Source organism: Streptomyces sp. T39 (genome assembly GCF_008042045.1).
Taxonomy (GTDB): domain Bacteria; phylum Actinomycetota; class Actinomycetes; order Streptomycetales; family Streptomycetaceae; genus Streptomyces.
On the sequence record NZ_RDBP01000012.1, the window covers coordinates 2588817 to 2606935 of the forward strand.

Annotated in this window: 14 protein-coding genes and 1 tRNA gene; 13 read left to right on the top strand and 2 right to left on the bottom strand. The window is 71.8% G+C overall.

Annotated features, from left to right (window positions below; all coding sequences use genetic code 11):
• Window positions 1–53: 53 nt before the first annotated feature.
• Both EAO77_RS12865 and EAO77_RS12870 read left to right on the top strand, forming a co-directional pair.
• Window positions 54–1295 (top strand): ATP-grasp domain-containing protein, encoded by a 1242-nt coding sequence (locus EAO77_RS12865; protein WP_147988128.1) that lies wholly within the window; start codon window positions 54–56, stop codon window positions 1293–1295.
• A gap of 14 nt (window positions 1296–1309) precedes the next feature.
• Window positions 1310–2914, top strand: a complete 1605-nt coding sequence (locus EAO77_RS12870) for a class I tRNA ligase family protein (protein WP_187283199.1) — start codon at window positions 1310–1312, stop codon at window positions 2912–2914.
• 96 nt (window positions 2915–3010) lie between these two features.
• Here EAO77_RS12870 and EAO77_RS12875 read toward each other — a convergent pair whose 3' ends face one another.
• Window positions 3011–3700 (bottom strand): LAGLIDADG family homing endonuclease, encoded by a 690-nt coding sequence (locus tag EAO77_RS12875; protein ID WP_147988130.1) that lies wholly within the window; start codon window positions 3698–3700, stop codon window positions 3011–3013.
• Between the two features lie 797 nt (window positions 3701–4497).
• A tRNA-Arg gene (locus tag EAO77_RS12880) sits at window positions 4498–4569 on the bottom strand.
• 359 nt (window positions 4570–4928) lie between these two features.
• Between EAO77_RS12880 and EAO77_RS12885 the strand changes: the two genes are divergently transcribed.
• The 11 genes from EAO77_RS12885 (at window position 4929) to prmC (ending at window position 18118) form a co-directional block, all read left to right on the top strand.
• Window positions 4929–5462, top strand: a complete 534-nt coding sequence (locus tag EAO77_RS12885; RefSeq protein ID WP_147988131.1) for a response regulator — start codon at window positions 4929–4931, stop codon at window positions 5460–5462.
• A gap of 82 nt (window positions 5463–5544) precedes the next feature.
• A complete protein-coding gene (nrtL, locus tag EAO77_RS12890; protein WP_147988132.1) occupies window positions 5545–6495 on the top strand; it encodes an ArgS-related anticodon-binding protein NrtL in 951 nt (316 codons plus the stop codon).
• A 17-nt stretch (window positions 6496–6512) separates the two neighbouring features.
• Complete coding sequence (lysA, locus tag EAO77_RS12895; protein ID WP_147988133.1) at window positions 6513–7904, top strand: diaminopimelate decarboxylase; 1392 nt, start codon at window positions 6513–6515, stop codon at window positions 7902–7904.
• A 94-nt stretch (window positions 7905–7998) separates the two neighbouring features.
• Window positions 7999–9291 (top strand): homoserine dehydrogenase, encoded by a 1293-nt coding sequence (locus tag EAO77_RS12900; protein WP_187283200.1) that lies wholly within the window; start codon window positions 7999–8001, stop codon window positions 9289–9291.
• A 7-nt stretch (window positions 9292–9298) separates the two neighbouring features.
• On the top strand, window positions 9299–10369 hold the full coding sequence (thrC, locus tag EAO77_RS12905) for a threonine synthase (RefSeq protein ID WP_147988134.1): 1071 nt from the start codon (window positions 9299–9301) through the stop codon (window positions 10367–10369).
• A gap of 480 nt (window positions 10370–10849) precedes the next feature.
• A complete protein-coding gene (gene thrB, locus EAO77_RS12910; protein WP_147988135.1) occupies window positions 10850–11770 on the top strand; it encodes a homoserine kinase in 921 nt (306 codons plus the stop codon).
• 392 nt (window positions 11771–12162) lie between these two features.
• A complete protein-coding gene (rho, locus tag EAO77_RS12915; RefSeq protein ID WP_147988136.1) occupies window positions 12163–14199 on the top strand; it encodes a transcription termination factor Rho in 2037 nt (678 codons plus the stop codon).
• A 276-nt stretch (window positions 14200–14475) separates the two neighbouring features.
• Window positions 14476–15588, top strand: a complete 1113-nt coding sequence (locus EAO77_RS12920; RefSeq protein WP_147988137.1) for an LCP family protein — start codon at window positions 14476–14478, stop codon at window positions 15586–15588.
• 207 nt (window positions 15589–15795) lie between these two features.
• Window positions 15796–16017 (top strand): 50S ribosomal protein L31, encoded by a 222-nt coding sequence (gene rpmE, locus EAO77_RS12925; RefSeq protein WP_147988138.1) that lies wholly within the window; start codon window positions 15796–15798, stop codon window positions 16015–16017.
• A gap of 114 nt (window positions 16018–16131) precedes the next feature.
• Window positions 16132–17211 (top strand): peptide chain release factor 1, encoded by a 1080-nt coding sequence (gene prfA, locus EAO77_RS12930; protein ID WP_147988139.1) that lies wholly within the window; start codon window positions 16132–16134, stop codon window positions 17209–17211.
• A gap of 61 nt (window positions 17212–17272) precedes the next feature.
• Complete coding sequence (prmC, locus tag EAO77_RS12935) at window positions 17273–18118, top strand: peptide chain release factor N(5)-glutamine methyltransferase (protein WP_147988140.1); 846 nt, start codon at window positions 17273–17275, stop codon at window positions 18116–18118.
• Window position 18119 lies beyond the last annotated feature (1 nt).

Genomic DNA, 18119 nt, shown 5'->3' on the forward strand with positions numbered 1-18119 from the left:
CACCTACCACCGGCACCCCGCCCCGGCAGCCCCGACCACCTGAGGAACACCCCGTGACCGACGCCGTCATCATGTGCAACCTGCGCCCCAACCAGCTCGAACACCACGCCGCACTGCACGCCGCCCACCGCCTCGGGCTGAAGGTCCTGCTGCTCACCGACCAGAAGGCGGACGTGGCACCCTCCCTGCTGGCCGAGCAGATCCGCGTCCCCACCTACGACATCGCCCAACTCGTCGCGGCCGGACGCGAACTCGCCCGCCGCCACCAGGTCGCCGGAGTCGTCACCTGGAGCGACCGCGACGTGCTCGGCACCGCCGAACTCGCCCACGCCCTGGACCTCCCCGGTCTCGACCCCGCCGTCGCACCCGTGTTCCGCAACAAGCACCGCATGCGCGCCGCGCTCTCCGCCCTCCCCGAGTACCTGCCGCGCTTCGCCCGCGTCACCGACGCCGGCGAACTGGAACGTGCCGCCGAACACGTCGGCACACCCGCCGTGCTCAAGCCCACCGGCGCGGCCGGCAGCATCGGCATCTTCGAGATCCACGGCCCGGACGACCTGCGCCCCGCCTTCGACCGGCTCATCGCCTACACCCGCCCCGAGGTGCACCCCATTTTCGCGACGAGCACGGGCGAGCTGATCCTGGAGGAGTTCCTCACCGGCTCCGAACACAGCGTCGAGGGATACGTCCACGAGGGTCGCGTCACCCTCGCCGGCATCACCGACAAGACCACGCTTGCCCCCTTCCACACCGAGACCCGCCACGTCTTCCCCACGGCCCTGCCCGACACCGCGAGCGCCGCCGTCAACCGCATGGCCGAGAAGGTGATCCGCGAACTCGGCCTCACCGACGGCGTGTTCCACCTCGAATGCAAATGGGACGGCGAACGGGCCCGGCTCGTCGAGGTCGCCGCCCGCGTCGGCGGCGACCACATCACCTCCCACCTCGTCCCCCTGGCCACCGGCACGTCCTTCTACGAGAACACCCTCCGCGTCGCCACCGGCCGCCCCCCGGTCCCGGCCACCGCGCCCCCCGCGGCCGCCGGGGTGCAGAAGTTCCTCGCCCCGCACGCCGGCACCTTCCGGCGGCTCGACGGGCTGGGCGAGGCCACCGCCGTCCCCGGCCTCCACCACCTCGTCGTGGACACCCGGCCCGGCGCCGCCGTCCGCGTCCCGCCCGAGCACTACATGGAGTACGCCCTCGGCGCCGCCATCGTCCGGTCGGGCACACCCGCCGAGGTCACCGCCGCCCTGGACACCCTGACGTCCCTCGTCCGCCCCGTCGTCGAACGATGAAGGATCCCCGGCCCGTGAACCTCCTGGAACCGGTACGGCGCGGCCCCGCCCGCCCGCACCTCGTCACCGCCGCCTACCACACGCCCAACGGCCCGCTCCACCTCGGCCACATCGGCGGCCCCTTCCTCTCCGCCGACGTCGTCGCCCGCCACCTGGAGACACTCGGCCACCCGGTGGCCCGGATCTCCGCCACCGACTCGCACGAGTCGTACATCCTCATGACCGCCCGCCGCGGCGGCCTCGCCCCCGAGGAGGTCGCGAGCCGCTACCACGACGAGGCCCTCGCCGCGCTCACCGGCCTCGGCATGCACCAGGACGCCTGGCCCGACATGCACCGCGCCCCCTACCGCGCGATCTACCACGAGCGCAGCCACGCCACGGTGGCGGACCTGGAACGGCGCGGCAGGCTCGTCCGCGAGACCGAGAAACTCCTCCACTCCTCCACCACCGGCCAGGGGCTCGTCGGCGCCTTCGTCCAGGGCCGCTGCCCGGCGTGCGGCAGCGGCGCCGCGGGCAGCTCCTGCGAGTCGTGCGGGCTCTGGTTCGGGCCCGCCGACCTCATCGACCCCCGGCCCGTCCTGCCCGAGGACGGCACGGCCGAGCCGCGCACCGTGACCAGCGTCTTCCTCACCGGCGACCCGCGCCGCTTCTCGGGCGAGGAGGCGGCACGCCGTTTCCCGCCGGGATACGCGGACCTGCTGGAGACCTACGTGACCCACAACGGGCGCCGCATCCGCCTCAACCACCCGCTCGGCTGGGGGGTTCCGTGGCGCGGGGGCGCGGCGGGCGACGTCCACCTCAGCTACGGCACCGGCACCTACGCCGCCTTCAGCGTGCTGCGCGACCTGTACCGCACGGCCGACCCCGCCGGACGCGACGCCTTCGCCCGCGACACCGATGTCGTCACCATCGCCACGGGCGGCTACGACGCCACCCTGCCCTGGATGTTCGTGCTCGCCTTCATGGACGACGAGACCGACTGGCAGCCGCACCAGCACCACATCATGAACCGCTTCCTGCTCCTGAACGGCAGCAAGTTCTCCACCAGCAGGGGGCATGTCATCTGGGCCCACGACTACCTGCGCGCCGCCCTGCCCGTGGACCCGCTCCGCGGCTACCTCGCCTCCCTCTCCGACGCGGGGGAGGAGAGCGACTTCCGCACCGCCGACTTCGCCGACTGGACCTCCCGCGTCCTCGCCGGCCGCTGGGACCCGGCCATCCGCCGCGCGCTGCGCGACGCGGCGGGGGACGAGACGGCGGTGCCCGACTCCTTCACCGCGGAGGCCCTCACGGCCCTCACCGCGACGGCTGACGCCCTCCGCCCACCGACCACCAGCCCGCGCGCCGCCCTCGCGGTCCTCGACGACTGGATCACCCGGGCCGAACGGGGCCTCGCCCCGGGCGAACCCGCGCCCTGGCTGGCCGTCCTCGCCGTCCTGGCCTGGCCCCTGATGCCCACCCTCGGCACCCAGCTCTGGACCACCCTCGGCCGCACCGACCACCCGACCCTCGCCACCCCCCTGCCGACCCGGGTCGTCACCCCGGAGGCCTTCGAGGGCCTCCCGACGGTGACCCGGTCTGCGGTGGAGGCACTGCTGCCGGAGGCGGGCGGGTCCTGACGGCACGCGGGACGCGGGCGGACACGGTTCGACGACCGGGTCCGCCCGCGTGCCGTGGACCTCGGACGCGGCCCGCTCACCTCGTCGCACAGCCGACTAGGTGTAGTCACAGACAGGTATGAGGCCATCGCCTGCGAGATATGTGCCGCCCGTTGCTGAAACCCGAATACGCGTCACGAGCGCGGGTTCGACCTTCTTGATTTCCGTGATGGTGCGCACGCGCGAGTACGGAACAGACGTGCCTTTCGGTCCCAAGCGTTCTGCCTTACGTGGAAGCCTTGCCGCGTGGTCACCCTCGTAGGCTGTGAATACGATCCTGTATCGGGTACCCGTGATGCGTCCGTTCAGAGTGGCGTTCCCCTGGCTGAGGCGCGGATAAAAGCCCAGGGTGCGGATCAACTCGACAGTATCCAGCGCCAATCGCTTCGACGTGAAACAGACTTCTACCCGGTTCGTTCCGGTTTCGATGTACCCGTCGCTGTCGACAAGGCCTTGGAGGGTTTCGCGACGCTGAGTCTCCGACGAGCGGAAGACGTGTGGGGGTATGTGCTTGTTGTGGAGGACTCCCATCTCTCGAAGCGCATGCAAGGCGGTCGCTCTCGCTCCGAGATCGAACCGTATGCGGAACGTCCTCCCGTGTGTGCGCTGACGAGAGACAACTCGTGCTCCCGCCAGCAGGCACTGGGCTTCCAGATGGGGGAGGTCCTCCTCTGACGCAGTGAAGCGGGGCCCGTCGCTGTCGCCGTCTCCGAGCCAGTAGCCCAAAAGGTAGGGCGGCAGGGGCATCCTGATCTCCGTGAAGGAAAGTGCGGGGGTGGGTCGTGTGCGCCACCGCGCAACCCCTCCCCTCGAGGCCTTGGTTCTGCCCTGAGTGAGAGCTCGCTCGAACGTCACCCCTTGCGTCGCCAGATGCAGTGAAGTGGCTACCGTATTGCGATATCCGCCGGAGAATTCACGGACGGGCCAGTAGTGGTCCCCGCTCGCTACAAGGCGAGTGCCATCCCGGAACGTCAATTCATAGCAGGGAGAGTCGGCCTTGCATGTCTCGGACGAGATGACGTGCACCGCCTCCCCTGACTCGCTCAAGAGATGGTCACCCGGTTTGACGTCGCTGGCTTCGGTCCAACCCTGGAGTGTCGGTAGCCTGCCGTTCAATGCCATATGTACCTGCCAGTGATGCGAATCCCCATCGCGGTTCGGTGTGCGATGCGGGGCGGTGGAGCGGTTTCGGGTCGGAGCGGCTTCAGGGCGAGTGATCATGGCCCGTAGGTGTCCGACGCATCGAACGGCCGTGAACCTTCCCGCTGAAGCGCGACGTGGGGCCATGATCTTAGGCCTCGCTCGAATGCGCCCGCCTGCAGTGGTGGAACCGACCGCCCGACGGTGACCGGCCGGCACTCCCGCGCTGTGCCACGGCCCCTGGTGGCGGGAGTTGGGGGCTGAGGTCGGCGGTCTGCGAGTCCATGCCTCGTCCGCGGACCCCGTCACACGCCCGCTTCGAGCGGCATACACCTGCACATACGCGAAGACCCCGGCTCCAGCGTTTCCGCTGGTGACGGGGTCTTTGGGCACTTCCTGCGAAGTGCCCCCGGCAGGATTCGAACCTGCGCACACGGCTCCGGAGGCCGTTGCTCTATCCCCTGAGCTACGGGGGCGTGCGCCTCGCTGGTGCGTGGCGACGGGTAGAACCCTACCAGCTCGCGGAGGGTCTCCGTGAACAGGTATTTCGAGTCCTCGGCGTGCCCCGCGAAGATCGTCCGCAGCCGGGCCGGCGGGCCCGTGGCGCCCCGCCGGCAGCCCGCCCCGGACGGGCAGTGGGCGGAGCCACCGACGGCGACAGGCGGAGCCCGCACGAGCACCACGCGCAGCCCCGCACGGCCACCACGCACAGCCCCGCACGGCCACCACGCGCAGCCCCGCACGGCCAACACGCGCGGCCCCGGCCGGTGTTGCGTCACGGCCAGTGCTCCCGCACGCCCCCGGCGTGCCCCCGCGTCCCCCGCACGGGGCGGAAGTGGGGAAAAGCCGGACGCCGTCGCGCCCTCGGACCTACTCTCGAGTTGTGTCCGGCGTGCCGCGCCGAGTGCTCGTTGTCGACGACAACCGGGTGATTCGGCAGCTGATCAGGGTCAATCTCGAGCTTGAGGGCTTCGAGGTCGTGACCGCGGCCGATGGTGTCGAGTGTCTGGACGTCGTGCACCGGGTGCAGCCCGATGCCATCACGCTCGATGTCGTCATGCCCCGGCTCGACGGACTGCGCACGGCCGCCCGGCTGAGAGCCGACGCGCGGACCAGTCATCTGCCGCTGGCGATCATCAGCGCCTGCACTCCCTACGAAGTGGAGACGGGTGTCGCGGCCGGTGTCGACGCGTTCCTCGCCAAGCCCTTCGAGCCGGCCGAGCTCATCCGGGTCGTGCGGCGGCTGACGCAGCGGGAGCGGCCGGAGCCGGGTGAGCGGTGGCAGGAGCCGCCGTCCGTGGAGGACGGGGCTCCGGGCGGTGGCCACACCGCCGGGCCGGCCCCCGCCTCGCGCCCCGCCCACGGCTGACGCGCCGCAGGTCACGGCACCCCCTGCCCGCATGGCGAAACCGGTTGGCGGACCGACCCCCTTCCTGAAATACGCTTGTGCCGTGACCCCCGCCGAGCTGTCCCGTACCGTCGCGCGTGCCGTGTGCCGTGCGGTCGAGGAGGGCGCGCTGGCGGTGGAGGTGCCCGAGGCGGCGAGTGTGCGCGTGGAGCGGCCGCGGCCCGGGGGCACCGGGGACTGGGCCACCGGGATCGCGCTGCGGCTCGCGGGCCCCGCGGGGCGGCCGCCCCGGGAGGTGGCCGGCGTGCTGTGCGAGCGGATCGCCCGCACCCCCGGCGTCGCGCGGGTCGAGATCACCGGCCCCGGATTCCTGAACGTGACCCTCGAAGGCGGCGCGCAGCGGCGGCTGGTCGAGGCCGTGCGCGCGGCCGGGACGGATTACGGCATGCCCGAGCGGCGCGCCCCCCGCACCCCCTTCATCCACCTAGCCGAGGAGCGTGCCGCGCTCTGGGCGGGCGTGCTGGGCCGGATGGGAGCCGAGGCGCGCCCCGGGGAGGAGCTGCGGGTCGTGCCCGCGGCGCGGCCGGGTCTGGTGGCCGAGCTCGGCGCCGACGCGGCCCGCTGGGCCCTGCTGTCGGCCGCCGCCCACGACCGGCCCCGTACCGGGGGCGTCCTGGTGCAGCACGAGCGCAACCCGCTGCACAAGGTCCGGTACGCCCACGCCCGGGCGCGGGCGCTGACCCGGGGCGCCCAGTGGCTCGGGTTCACCGCGGCGCCCGAGGAGATCGTGGACGCGCCCGCGCTGACGCAGGCGGTCGCCGACCACCCGGCCGTCGTCGCCGACGCCGCCCGGCTGCGCGCGCCCGACCGGCTCGCCCGGCATCTGGAGGCGACCGCCGAGGCCCTGCTGGCCTTCCAGCACACGGTGCTGCCCGTGGGGGACGAGAAACCCTCGGCCGCCCACCGCTCCCGGCTGGCCCTCGCCGAGGCCGCCGGGACGGTGCTCGCCGGTGGCCTGTCCCTGCTCGGCATCAGCGCACCCGAACACCTGTGAGATGTGAGAGACGACAGATGAGCCGATCCGCACACCCCGCCGGGCCCCGTCACGCGGACGTCCTTCCCGAGGGTCACTACAGCGCCCCGCCGACCGACCTGAACACCCTCGACGAGAAGGTGTGGGCGAGGACGGTCGGCCGCAACGACGAGGGGACCGTCACCGTCGGGGGGATCGAAGTGACCCGGCTGGCCGAGGAGTTCGGCACGCCCGCGTACTTCCTCGACGAGACGGACTTCCGGGCGCGCTGCCGCGCGTGGGCGGAGGCGTTCGGCAAGGACGCCGACGTCTTCTACGCAGGCAAGGCGTTCCTCAGCCGCGCGGTGGTGCGCTGGCTGAAGGAGGAGGGGCTCAACCTGGACGTGTGCTCCGGGGGAGAGCTCGCGACCGCCCTCGGCGCCGGGATGCCGGCCGAGCGCATCGCGTTCCACGGCAACAACAAGTCGGAGCGGGAGATCCGCCGCGCGGTCGAGGCCGGGGTCGGCCGGATCGTGCTCGACTCGTTCCAGGAGATCGTCCGGGTCGCGCACGTCGCCCAGGAGCTGGGTGTCCGGCAGCGGGTGCAGATCCGGGTGACGGTGGGCGTCGAGGCGCACACCCACGAGTTCATCGCCACCGCGCACGAGGACCAGAAGTTCGGCATCGCGCTCGCCGGCGGGCAGGCCGCCGAGGCGGTCCGCCGGGCGCTGCGGCTGGACGGCCTGGAGCTCATCGGCATCCACTCGCACATCGGCTCGCAGATCTTCGACATGGCCGGGTTCGAGGTGTCGGCGCGCCGTGTGGTGCAGCTGCTGGCCGAGGTGCGCGACGAGCACGGGGTGGAGCTGCCGGAGATCGACCTCGGCGGCGGGCTGGGCATCGCCTACACCTCCGACGACGACCCGCGCGAGCCGCACGAGATCGCCAAGGCGCTCGGCGAGATCGTCACCCGTGAGTGCGAGTCCGCGGGGCTGCGGACGCCGCGGATCTCGGTGGAGCCGGGGCGCGCGATCGTCGGCCCGACGGCGTTCACGCTGTACGAGGTCGGCACGGTCAAGCACCTGGAGGGGCTGCGGACGTACGTGAGCGTCGACGGCGGGATGTCGGACAACATCCGCACCGCGCTGTACGACGCCGAGTACAGCGTGGCGCTGGTGTCGCGGACGTCCGACGCGGAGCCGATGCTCAGCCGGGTCGTCGGCAAGCACTGCGAGAGTGGTGACATCGTGGTCAAGGACGCGTTCCTGCCCGCCGACCTGGCGCCCGGCGACCTGATCGCCGTGCCCGCCACCGGCGCGTACTGCCGCTCCATGGCCAGCAACTACAACCATGCGCTCCGTCCGCCGGTCGTCGCGGTGCGCGACGGTGCGGCACGGGTGATCGTCCGGCGCGAGACGGAGGAAGATCTCCTGCGTCTCGATGTCGGATAGTTGAGATAAGTGTCTCGCATGCCGGACGAGGGATAGAAACTCCGGTCCGGTGGGTGAGACTGGTCGAACCTAGAAGGAAACGAAACGAGGTCGGATGATGCGTACGCGTCCGCTGAAGGTGGCGCTGCTGGGCTGTGGTGTGGTCGGCTCAGAGGTGGCGCGACTCATGACGACGCACGCGGACGACCTCGCCGCGCGTATCGGGGCCCCGGTGGAGCTGGCCGGGGTCGCGGTGCGCCGCCCCCAGAAGGTGCGCGAGGGCATCGCGCCGGAGCTGGTCACCACCGACGCCACCGCGCTGGTCTCGCGGGACGACATCGACGTCGTCGTCGAGGTCATCGGTGGCATCGAGCCGGCCCGTACGCTCATCACCACCGCCTTCGAGCACGGCGCGTCCGTGGTCTCCGCCAACAAGGCGCTGCTCGCCGAGGACGGCGCGACCCTCTACGAGGCCGCCGAGAAGCACGGCCGCGACCTGTACTTCGAGGCCGCCGTCGCCGGCGCCATCCCGCTGATCCGGCCGCTGCGCGAGTCCCTGGCGGGCGACAAGGTCAACCGGGTCCTCGGCATCGTCAACGGCACCACCAACTTCATCCTCGACAAGATGGAGCGCAGTGGAGCCGGCTACTCGGAGGCGCTCGACGAGGCGACGGCCCTCGGGTACGCGGAAGCCGACCCGACCGCCGACGTGGAGGGCTTCGACGCCGCCGCGAAGGCCGCGATCCTCGCCGGGATCGCCTTCCACACCCGGGTGCGCCTCGACGACGTGCACCGTGAGGGCATCACCGAGGTCACGGCCGCCGACATGGCATCCGCGAAACGGATGGGGTGCACCGTCAAGCTGCTCGCCATCTGCGAGCGCGCGGCCGACGGGCGGTCGGTGACCGCCCGCGTGCACCCCGCGATGATCCCGCTCAGCCACCCGCTGGCCTCCGTCCGCGAGGCGTACAACGCGGTCTTCGTCGAGGCGGAGGCGGCCGGCCGTCTGATGTTCTACGGCCCCGGCGCGGGCGGTTCGCCGACCGCGTCCGCGGTCCTCGGCGACCTGGTCGCCGTGTGCCGCAACAAGCTCGCCGAGGCAACGGGGCCCGGCGAGTCGGCGTACACCCAGCTGCCCGTGAGTCACATGGGCGACGTGGTGACGCGGTACCACATCAGTCTCGACGTGGCCGACAAGCCGGGCGTGCTCGCCCAGGTCGCGACGGTCTTCGCCGAGCACGGCGTATCGATCGACACCGTGCGCCAGCAGGGCAAGGACGGCGAGGCGTCCCTCGTCGTCGTCACCCACCGCGCGCCCGACGCCGCCCTCTCCGGGACCGTCGAGGCGCTGCGCAAGCTCGACACCGTGCGCGGTGTCGCCAGCATCATGCGTGTTGAAGGGGAGTAAGGGACCCATGACCCAGAACGGCACCCACCAGTGGCGCGGCATCATCGAGGAGTACCGGGACCGCCTTCCGGTCACGGACACGACGCCGGTCGTCACGCTCCGTGAGGGTGGCACGCCGCTCGTCCCGGCGCAGGTCCTCTCCGAGCGCACGGGCTGCGAGGTGCATCTCAAGGTCGAGGGCGCCAACCCCACCGGGTCCTTCAAGGACCGCGGTATGACGATGGCCATCACCCGGGCGAAGGAGGAGGGTGCGCAGGCCGTCATCTGTGCCTCCACCGGCAACACCTCCGCCTCCGCGGCCGCGTACGCGGTGCGCGCGGGCATGGTCTGCGCGGTCCTCGTGCCGCAGGGCAAGATCGCGCTCGGCAAGATGGGCCAGGCGCTCGTCTACGGCTCGCGCATCCTCCAGGTCGACGGCAATTTCGACGACTGCCTGAACCTTGCGCGCAGCCTGTCGGAGAACTACCCGGTGGCGCTGGTCAATTCGGTCAACCCGTACCGGATCGAGGGCCAGAAGACGGCCTCCTTCGAGATCGTCGACGCGCTCGGCGACGCGCCCGACATCCATGTGCTGCCCGTCGGCAACGCCGGCAACATTACGGCGTACTGGAAGGGGTACACGGAGTACGCCGCGGACTCCGTCTCCACCCGCACCCCGCGGATGTGGGGCTTCCAGGCGTCCGGCTCCGCGCCGATCGTGCGCGGCGAGGTCGTCAAGGACCCGTCGACGATCGCCACCGCCATCCGCATCGGCAACCCGGCGTCCTGGACGCAGGCGCTGGCCGCGCGCGAGGAGTCCGGCGGCTTCATCGACGAGGTGACGGACCGTGAGATCCTGCGCGCCTACCGCCTGTTGGCCTCGCAGGAGGGCGTCTTCGTGGAGCCCGCGTCGGCCGCCTCGGTCGCCGGTCTGCTGAAGGCGGCCGAGCAGGGCAAGGTCGACCCGGGCCAGCGGATCGTCTGCACCGTCACCGGCAACGGGCTCAAGGACCCCGACTGGGCGGTCGCGGGCGCACCGCAGCCGGTCACGGTCCCGGTCGACGCCTCCGCGGCGGCCGAGCGCCTCGGTCTCGCCTGACGCACGCCGCACGAGCCCTGCCGCGCGCCGGCACAGCCTTGCCGGCGCGCGGTACGCGCCGAGCCGGTCTTCGCGCCGGGCCGTACCGGCCGTCGTGCCGGTACGGCCCGGCGCGAAGGACGGCTCAGGGTGCGGCGCGAAGGACGGCTCGCAGTGCGGCTCGAAGCGCGGCTCAAGGGCCGCCGCGCGCCCTGGCGTTGCGGCCATCGGCACATGCCTCCGGAATGCCCGGGCGGAAAATCCGGGCAACCGGGACAAGGTTCCGTGCGGGGGCACGGGCGGGCCCGCGACACGCATCGTGCGCCTCCTGTGCGCCCTATGTCGCAGGTGAACCTTCCTTCGATAGGCTGTACCCGAACCCGTCCGCCGCATATGCCGTGCGGTTGTCGCCGCTGTCGCCGCCGCGGGCTCGGGTGTTCGTCCCCTCTCGGAAAAATCTCGTACATCTCGCAGTTCAGAACCAAGGAGAAACGTCGAGCGATGGCCGGTCCAGCGTTCCGCGCCGCCGCTGTCCGGGTGCGCGTCCCCGCCACCAGCGCCAATCTCGGTCCGGGCTTCGACGCCCTCGGGCTGTCGCTCGGCCTGTACGACGACGTCGTCGTCCGGGTCGCGGATTCCGGTCTGCACATCGACATCGCGGGCGAGGGTGAGGACACCCTGCCGCGCGACGAGAACCACCTGCTCGTGCGCTCCCTGCGCACGGCCTTCGACCTGCTGGGCGGGCAGCCGCGCGGCCTCGAGGTCGTCTGCGCCAACCGCATCCCGCACGGCCGCGGCCTCGGCTCGTCGTCCGCCGCCATCTGCGCCGGCATCGTCGCCGCGCGCGCGGTCACGATAGGCGGCGACGCCCGTCTCGACGACACGGCGCTGCTGGAACTGGCGACCGAGATCGAGGGCCACCCGGACAACGTGGCCGCCTGTCTGCTCGGCGGTTTCACCCTCGCCTGGACCGAGTCCGGCGCCGCCCGGGCGATCAGGATGGACCCCTCGGATTCCGTCGTTCCGGTGGTTTTCGTGCCGGGCCGGCCGGTGCTCACCGAGACGGCCCGCGGTCTGCTGCCGCGCACCGTCCCGCATGTCGACGCCGCCGCCAACGCCGGGCGCTCCGCACTCCTCGTCGAGGCTCTGACCAGGCGTCCCGAGCTGCTGCTCCCGGCCACCGAGGACCGGCTCCACCAGGAGTACCGCGCTCCCGCGATGCCCGAGAGCATCGCGCTGGTCAACCGACTGCGCGCCGACGGCGTCCCCGCAGTCATCTCCGGTGCGGGCCCCACGGTCCTCGCACTGGCCGAGGACGGCACGGCCGACAAGGTCGCGCTGCTGGCGGGCGAGGGCTGGGCCGCGAACCGGCTCGCCTTCGACGCGGCGGGGGCGAGCGTTCTGCCGCTGTCCCCGCAGTGATCGACGATTGCCGGTGAGTGAGAGGGGGAATGTTTGTTGGAGCCGGTAGTGTTAACCTCAAGTCTGCAACCGTCGCCGAAGCGGCGCGGTGCTGCGCGTCCCGTATCGGGACCACCATTCTTCCGAGAGCCTCCCACACTGCCTGAGCAGCCTGCCTGAGCAGAGTCGAGCACGCTCCGGAACCGGCACGACACCCCTCGCTCAGCCAGGAGTGGGTCGAGCAGGGGGTCATCGGGCCGGGCCTTGCACGTCTTGCATGTATATCTCTCCGCCGTTGATCTGCACCGGCGGGACCACCGCTCCGACACGGTCCGTACCCCGGGACCACCGTCGGACAGCACAACCGGTCGCCGAGCCAGAAGGCCGACGTCCGCTCCAGGGAAGGACCCTTCGTGAGCGACACCACCGATCTGATGGGCGTTACTGCCGACAACAACGTCGACACCACCGCGCCCGCCGAAGGTGCTGCCTCCGGCACCACCACACGGCGCCGCCGCTCCGGCACCGGCCTCGAGGGCATGGTCCTGGCCGAGCTGCAGCAGGTCGCGTCCGGCCTCGGCATCAGGGGCACTGCGCGGATGCGCAAGAGCCAGCTGATCGAGGTCATCAAGGAGGCGCAGGCCGGGGGTTCCCCCGCGGCCAAGCCCGCCGACGCCGCCGCGGCCGACGCCCCGGTGAAGCCGAAGCGCCGCGCCACCTCCAAGGCCCGTACGGGTGACGAGGCCGCCCCTGCCGCGGAGAAGCCCGCCAAGGCCGACAAGGCGGCCGAGAAGGCCGTCGCCCAGCAGCAGATCGACATCCCCGGCCAGCCGGCGAGCGACGACCAGCCGGCCGGCGAGCGCCGCCGCCGTCGCGCCACCGCGCAGGCGGGCTCCCCGGAGACCCGTACCGAGTCGCGTACGGACACCGCCGTCGACGTGAAGACCGAGACCAAGGCGGAGGCGACGACCGACGCCAAGGCCGAGTCCGCCGTCGCCGGCCAGGACGGCGAGGGCCGCCGCGACCGCCAGGACCGCGGACAGCGCGGCGAGCGCGGCGAGCGCGGGGAGCGCGGCGAACGCCGCGACCGTCAGCGCGGCCGCGGCAAGGGCGACGACCAGCCCCAGGGCGGTCAGCGCCAGCAGCGCCAGGGCGGCCCGCAGGGCCAGCAGGGCGGCGGCGGTCCGCAGGACGACTTCGACGACGACGGCAGCGGCCGCCGCGGACGGCGCGGACGCTACCGCGACCGCCGTGGGCGCCGTGGGCGCGAGGACTTCGCGGGCGGCGGCGAGCCGCAGGTCTCCGACGACGACGTGCTGATCCCCGTCGCGGGCATCCTCGACATCCTCGACAACTACGCGTTCATCCGGACCTCGGGCTACCTGCCCGGCCCGAACGACGTCTACGTCTCCCTCGCCCAGGTCCGCAAGAACGGCCTGCGCAAGGGCGACCACGTCACCGGCGCCGTGCGCCAGCCCAAGGACGGCGAGCGCCGCGAGAAGTTCAACGCGCTGGTGCGCCTGGACTCCGTCAACGCCGCCGCGCCCGAATCCGGCCGCGGCCGCCCGGAGTTCAACAAGCTGACCCCGCTGTACCCGCAGGACCGGCTCCGTCTGGAGACCGACCCCGGTGTGCTGACGACGCGGATCATCGACCTCGTGTCGCCGATCGGCAAGGGCCAGCGCGGTCTGATCGTGGCCCCGCCGAAGACCGGCAAGACCATGATCATGCAGGCGATCGCCAACGCCATCACGCACAACAACCCCGAGTGCCACCTGATGGTCGTCCTCGTCGACGAGCGTCCCGAAGAGGTGACCGACATGCAGCGGTCGGTCAAGGGCGAGGTCATCTCCTCGACCTTCGACCGACCCGCCGAGGACCACACCACCGTCGCCGAGCTGGCCATCGAGCGCGCCAAGCGCCTCGTCGAGCTGGGTCACGACGTGGTCGTCCTGCTGGACTCGATCACCCGCCTCGGCCGCGCCTACAACCTGGCGGCGCCGGCCTCCGGCCGCATCCTGTCCGGCGGTGTCGACTCGACCGCGCTCTACCCGCCGAAGCGCTTCTTCGGCGCCGCGCGCAACATCGAGGACGGCGGCTCGCTGACCATCCTGGCCACCGCGCTGGTCGACACCGGCTCGCGCATGGACGAGGTGATCTTCGAGGAGTTCAAGGGCACCGGCAACATGGAGCTCAAGCTCGACCGCAAGCTCGCCGACAAGCGCATCTTCCCCGCGGTGGACGTCGACGCGTCCGGCACCCGCAAGGAGGAGATCCTGCTCGGCAGCGACGAGCTGGCGGTCACCTGGAAGCTGCGCCGTGTGCTGCACGCCCTCGACCAGCAGCAGGCCATCGAGCTGCTCCTGGACAAGATGAAGCAGACGAAGTCGAACGGCGAGTTCCTTCTGCAGATCCAGAAGACGACTCCGTCGGCCGGCAACAACGACTGAGAGAGCTTCACCACAGCCCGGGGGCTCGTCCGCGAGCCCCCGGCGTCCTCCGCCCGACCGGTGAACCACCTGGTGGGGACGGGGAAACGGCTCGCTCCCGTGCCCACCACGCCCGCGTGGTGGGCACGCGTCGTTCTCAGAGGGCTCTCAGGCGCCCGTGCAACCCTGATGGATGCTTCACCGTCCCCCGGAAAGACGGACATGTGCCGGTCCACCGCGACCGGCCGCCGCGCCGGCGCCCGGCGCGGACGGGGCCCCGACAGAGCCGAGGAGAGCATGACCGAGCAGAGCAGCAGCAGAGGCGGCGGCCGAATACGCGGCGGCGGCACACGGCGGAAGCCGCCGTCGACCGCCCGCCGGGGATGGAGCGTCGCGGCCTGGTCGGCCGCGGCCCTGCTGCTCGTCGGCGGTGCCGGCCTCGGCTACGTCTCCTTCAAGGTCAACGGCAACCTCGACGGCGTCGACATCAACCAGGCACTCGGCACCGAGCGCCCCAAGAACCTCGACGACGGCTCGATGGACATCCTCGTCCTCGGCTCCGACTCGCGCTCCGGCGCCAACTCCGCGTACGGGCGGGACGAGGGCGGTGCCCGTTCCGACACCGCGATGGTCGTCCACGTCCACCAGGGCCACAAGAAGGCGTCGGTGGTGTCCATCCCGCGCGACACCCTCGTCGAACGTCCCGACTGCACACGTGCCGACGGCTCCGACGCCCCCGGCGCGCAGCGGGCGATGTTCAACACCGCGTACGAGTCCGGGGGCCCGGCCTGCGCGGTGAAGACCGTCGAGGCCATGTCGGGCATCCGCATGGACCACTACCTGGAGATCGACTTCGACGGCTTCAAGACGCTGATCGACGAACTCGGCGGCGTCGAGGTCACCACCACCGAGCGCATCGACGACTCCAAGAGCCACCTCGACCTCGAACCGGGCACCCACACCCTCGACGGCGAGCAGGCCCTCGGACTGGTGCGCACCCGGGGGAGCGTCGGCGACGGCAGCGACCTCGGCCGCATCCAGCTCCAGCAGGCGTTCATCAAGGCCCTCGTCGACCAGGTCGGGGACGTCGGTGTGTTCGGCAACCCGAAGAAGCTCCTGGACCTCGCCGACACCGCGACCAAGGCGATCACCCCCGACTCCGAGCTCGACTCCGTCGGTGAACTGACCGGCTTCGCCCGGGGCCTCGGCTCGCTCGGCTCCGAAGACGTCCACATGGTCACCATGCCCGTGCGCTACGACCCACGGGACCCCAACCGGGTCGTCCCCGTCGAGGCGGGCGCCGCGCAGGTGTGGCGGGCCCTCAAGCAGGACCGTGCGATCCCGGCCGCGGCCCTGGAGGACTCCGCCGGCGACAAGGGCGAGGCGGCGGACGTCGTGGGCGGACGGTAGCCGACCGGGCGCGACGGGTGACCGATCGCGCGCCCGGCGCGGGGCCGTAACGCATCTCCCTACCCTCCGGACGCCCGGGGAATACCTCGGGGGCGCCCCCGGTTTTGGGAGATACGGCCGGTCCTGGCAGACTGGTACGTCGGCCCCGGTTCACGCACCCGCATCCCGCGCGTGCGACCCGGCGCCCTCCGGAACCTAGGAGACACCTTGAAGCGCGACATCCACCCCGAGTACGTCGAGACCCAGGTCAGCTGCACCTGCGGCGCGTCGTTCACCACCCGCAGCACGATCGACGGCGGCACCATCCGTGCCGAGGTCTGCTCCGAGTGCCACCCGTTCTACACGGGCAAGCAGAAGATCCTCGACACCGGTGGCCGTGTGGCCCGCTTCGAGGCCCGCTTCGGCAAGGCTGCCGGCTCCAAGAAGTAGCGAGCCGCTGCGCCGGTCCTCGGCCGCCCCGTCCGGGGGGCCGGGACCGGCGCTTTGTCCGTTCTGAGCAGCAGCCCCCCTTTGCGTCAGCGTCATGGAACCAGGAGCCCCCGCATGTTCGAGGCGGTCGAGGAACTGATCGGCGAGCACGCCGATCTCGAGAAGAAGCTCGCCGACCCTTCGGTCCACGCCGACCAGGCGAACGCGCGCAAGCTGAACAAGCGCTACGCCGAGCTGACGCCCATCGTCGGCACGTACCGCTCCTGGAAGCAGACCGGTGAGGACATCGACACCGCGCGTGAACTGGGGGCGGACGACCCGGACTTCGCCGCCGAGGTGAAGGTGCTGGAGAAGCAGCGCGACGAGATCACCGAGAAGCTGCGGCTGCTGCTGGTCCCGCGCGACCCCAGCGACGACAAGGACGTCATCCTCGAGGTCAAGGCCGGCGCCGGCGGCGACGAGTCCGCGCTGTTCGCGGGCGACCTGCTGCGCATGTACCTCCGCTACGCGGAGCGCGTGGGCTGGAAGACCGAGATCATCGACGCCACCGAGTCCGAGCTGGGCGGCTACAAGGACGTCCAGGTCGCGGTGAAGACCAAGGGCGGCCAGGGTGCCACCGAGCCCGGCCAGGGCGTCTGGGCGCGACTGAAGTACGAGGGCGGGGTGCACCGCGTGCAGCGGGTGCCCGCGACCGAGTCCCAGGGCCGCATCCACACCTCCGCCGCCGGTGTGCTGGTCACGCCCGAGGCCGAGGAGATCGACGTCGAGATCCACGCCAACGACCTGCGCATCGACGTCTACCGCTCCTCCGGGCCCGGCGGCCAGTCCGTCAACACCACCGACTCCGCGGTGCGCATCACCCACCTGCCCACCGGCATCGTCGCCTCCTGCCAGAACGAGAAGAGCCAGCTCCAGAACAAGGAGCAGGCGATGCGCATCCTGCGCTCCCGGCTGCTCGCCGCCGCGCAGGAGGAGGCCGAGAAGGAGGCCGCGGACGCGCGCCGCAGCCAGGTCCGCACGGTGGACCGGTCCGAGAAGATCCGGACGTACAACTTCCCGGAAAACCGGATCTCGGACCACCGGGTGGGCTTCAAGGCGTACAACTTGGACCAGGTCCTCGACGGCGACCTCGACGCGGTGATCCAGGCCTGCGTCGACGCCGACTCGGCCGCCAAGCTCGCCGCCGCGCAGTAGAGCGCCGGCGGCCCCGACCGCACCACCCGCACCCGCACCGCATCTGCACCGGAGGACCAGCGTGAACCTGCTGCTTGCCGAGGTGGCACAGGCCACCCAGCGGCTGGCCGACGCCGGCGTGCCGTCGCCGCGCTTCGACGCGGAGGAGCTCGCCGCGTTCGTGCACGGCGTGAAGCGGGGCGAACTGCACAACGTCAAGGACGCCGACTTCGACGCCCGGTACTGGGAGGCCGTCGCCCGCCGCGAGGCACGCGAGCCGCTCCAGCACATCACCGGGCGGGCGTTCTTCCGCTATCTGGAGCTGGAGGTCGGCCCCGGCGTCTTCGTGCCCCGCCCCGAGACGGAGTCCGTGGTCGGCTGGGCCATAGAGGCCGTGCGGGCCATGGACGTCGTCGAACCGCTCATCGTCGACCTGTGCACCGGCTCCGGGGCCATCGCGCTGGCGATGGCGCAGGAGGTGCCCCGCTCGCGGGTGCACGCCGTGGAGCTGTCCGAGGACGCGCTGAAGTGGACCCGGCGCAACGCCGAGGGGTCCAGGGTCACCGTCCACCAGGGCGACGCCCTCGCGGCCCTGCCCGAGCTCGACGGCCAGGTCGACCTCGTCATCTCCAACCCCCCGTACATCCCGCTCACCGAGTGGGAGTACGTCGCGCCCGAGGCGCGCGACCACGATCCGCAGATGGCGCTGTTCTCCGGCGAGGACGGCCTCGACACCATCCGCGGCATCGAGCGGACCGCGCACCGGCTGCTGAGGCCGGGCGGCCTCGTCGTCGTCGAGCACGCGGACACCCAGGGCGGCCAGGTGCCGTGGATCTTCAACGAGGAGTCCGGCTGGGCGGACGCGGCCGACCACCCCGATCTGAACAAGCGGCCGCGGTTCGCGACCGCACGCAAGGCGATGCCATGAC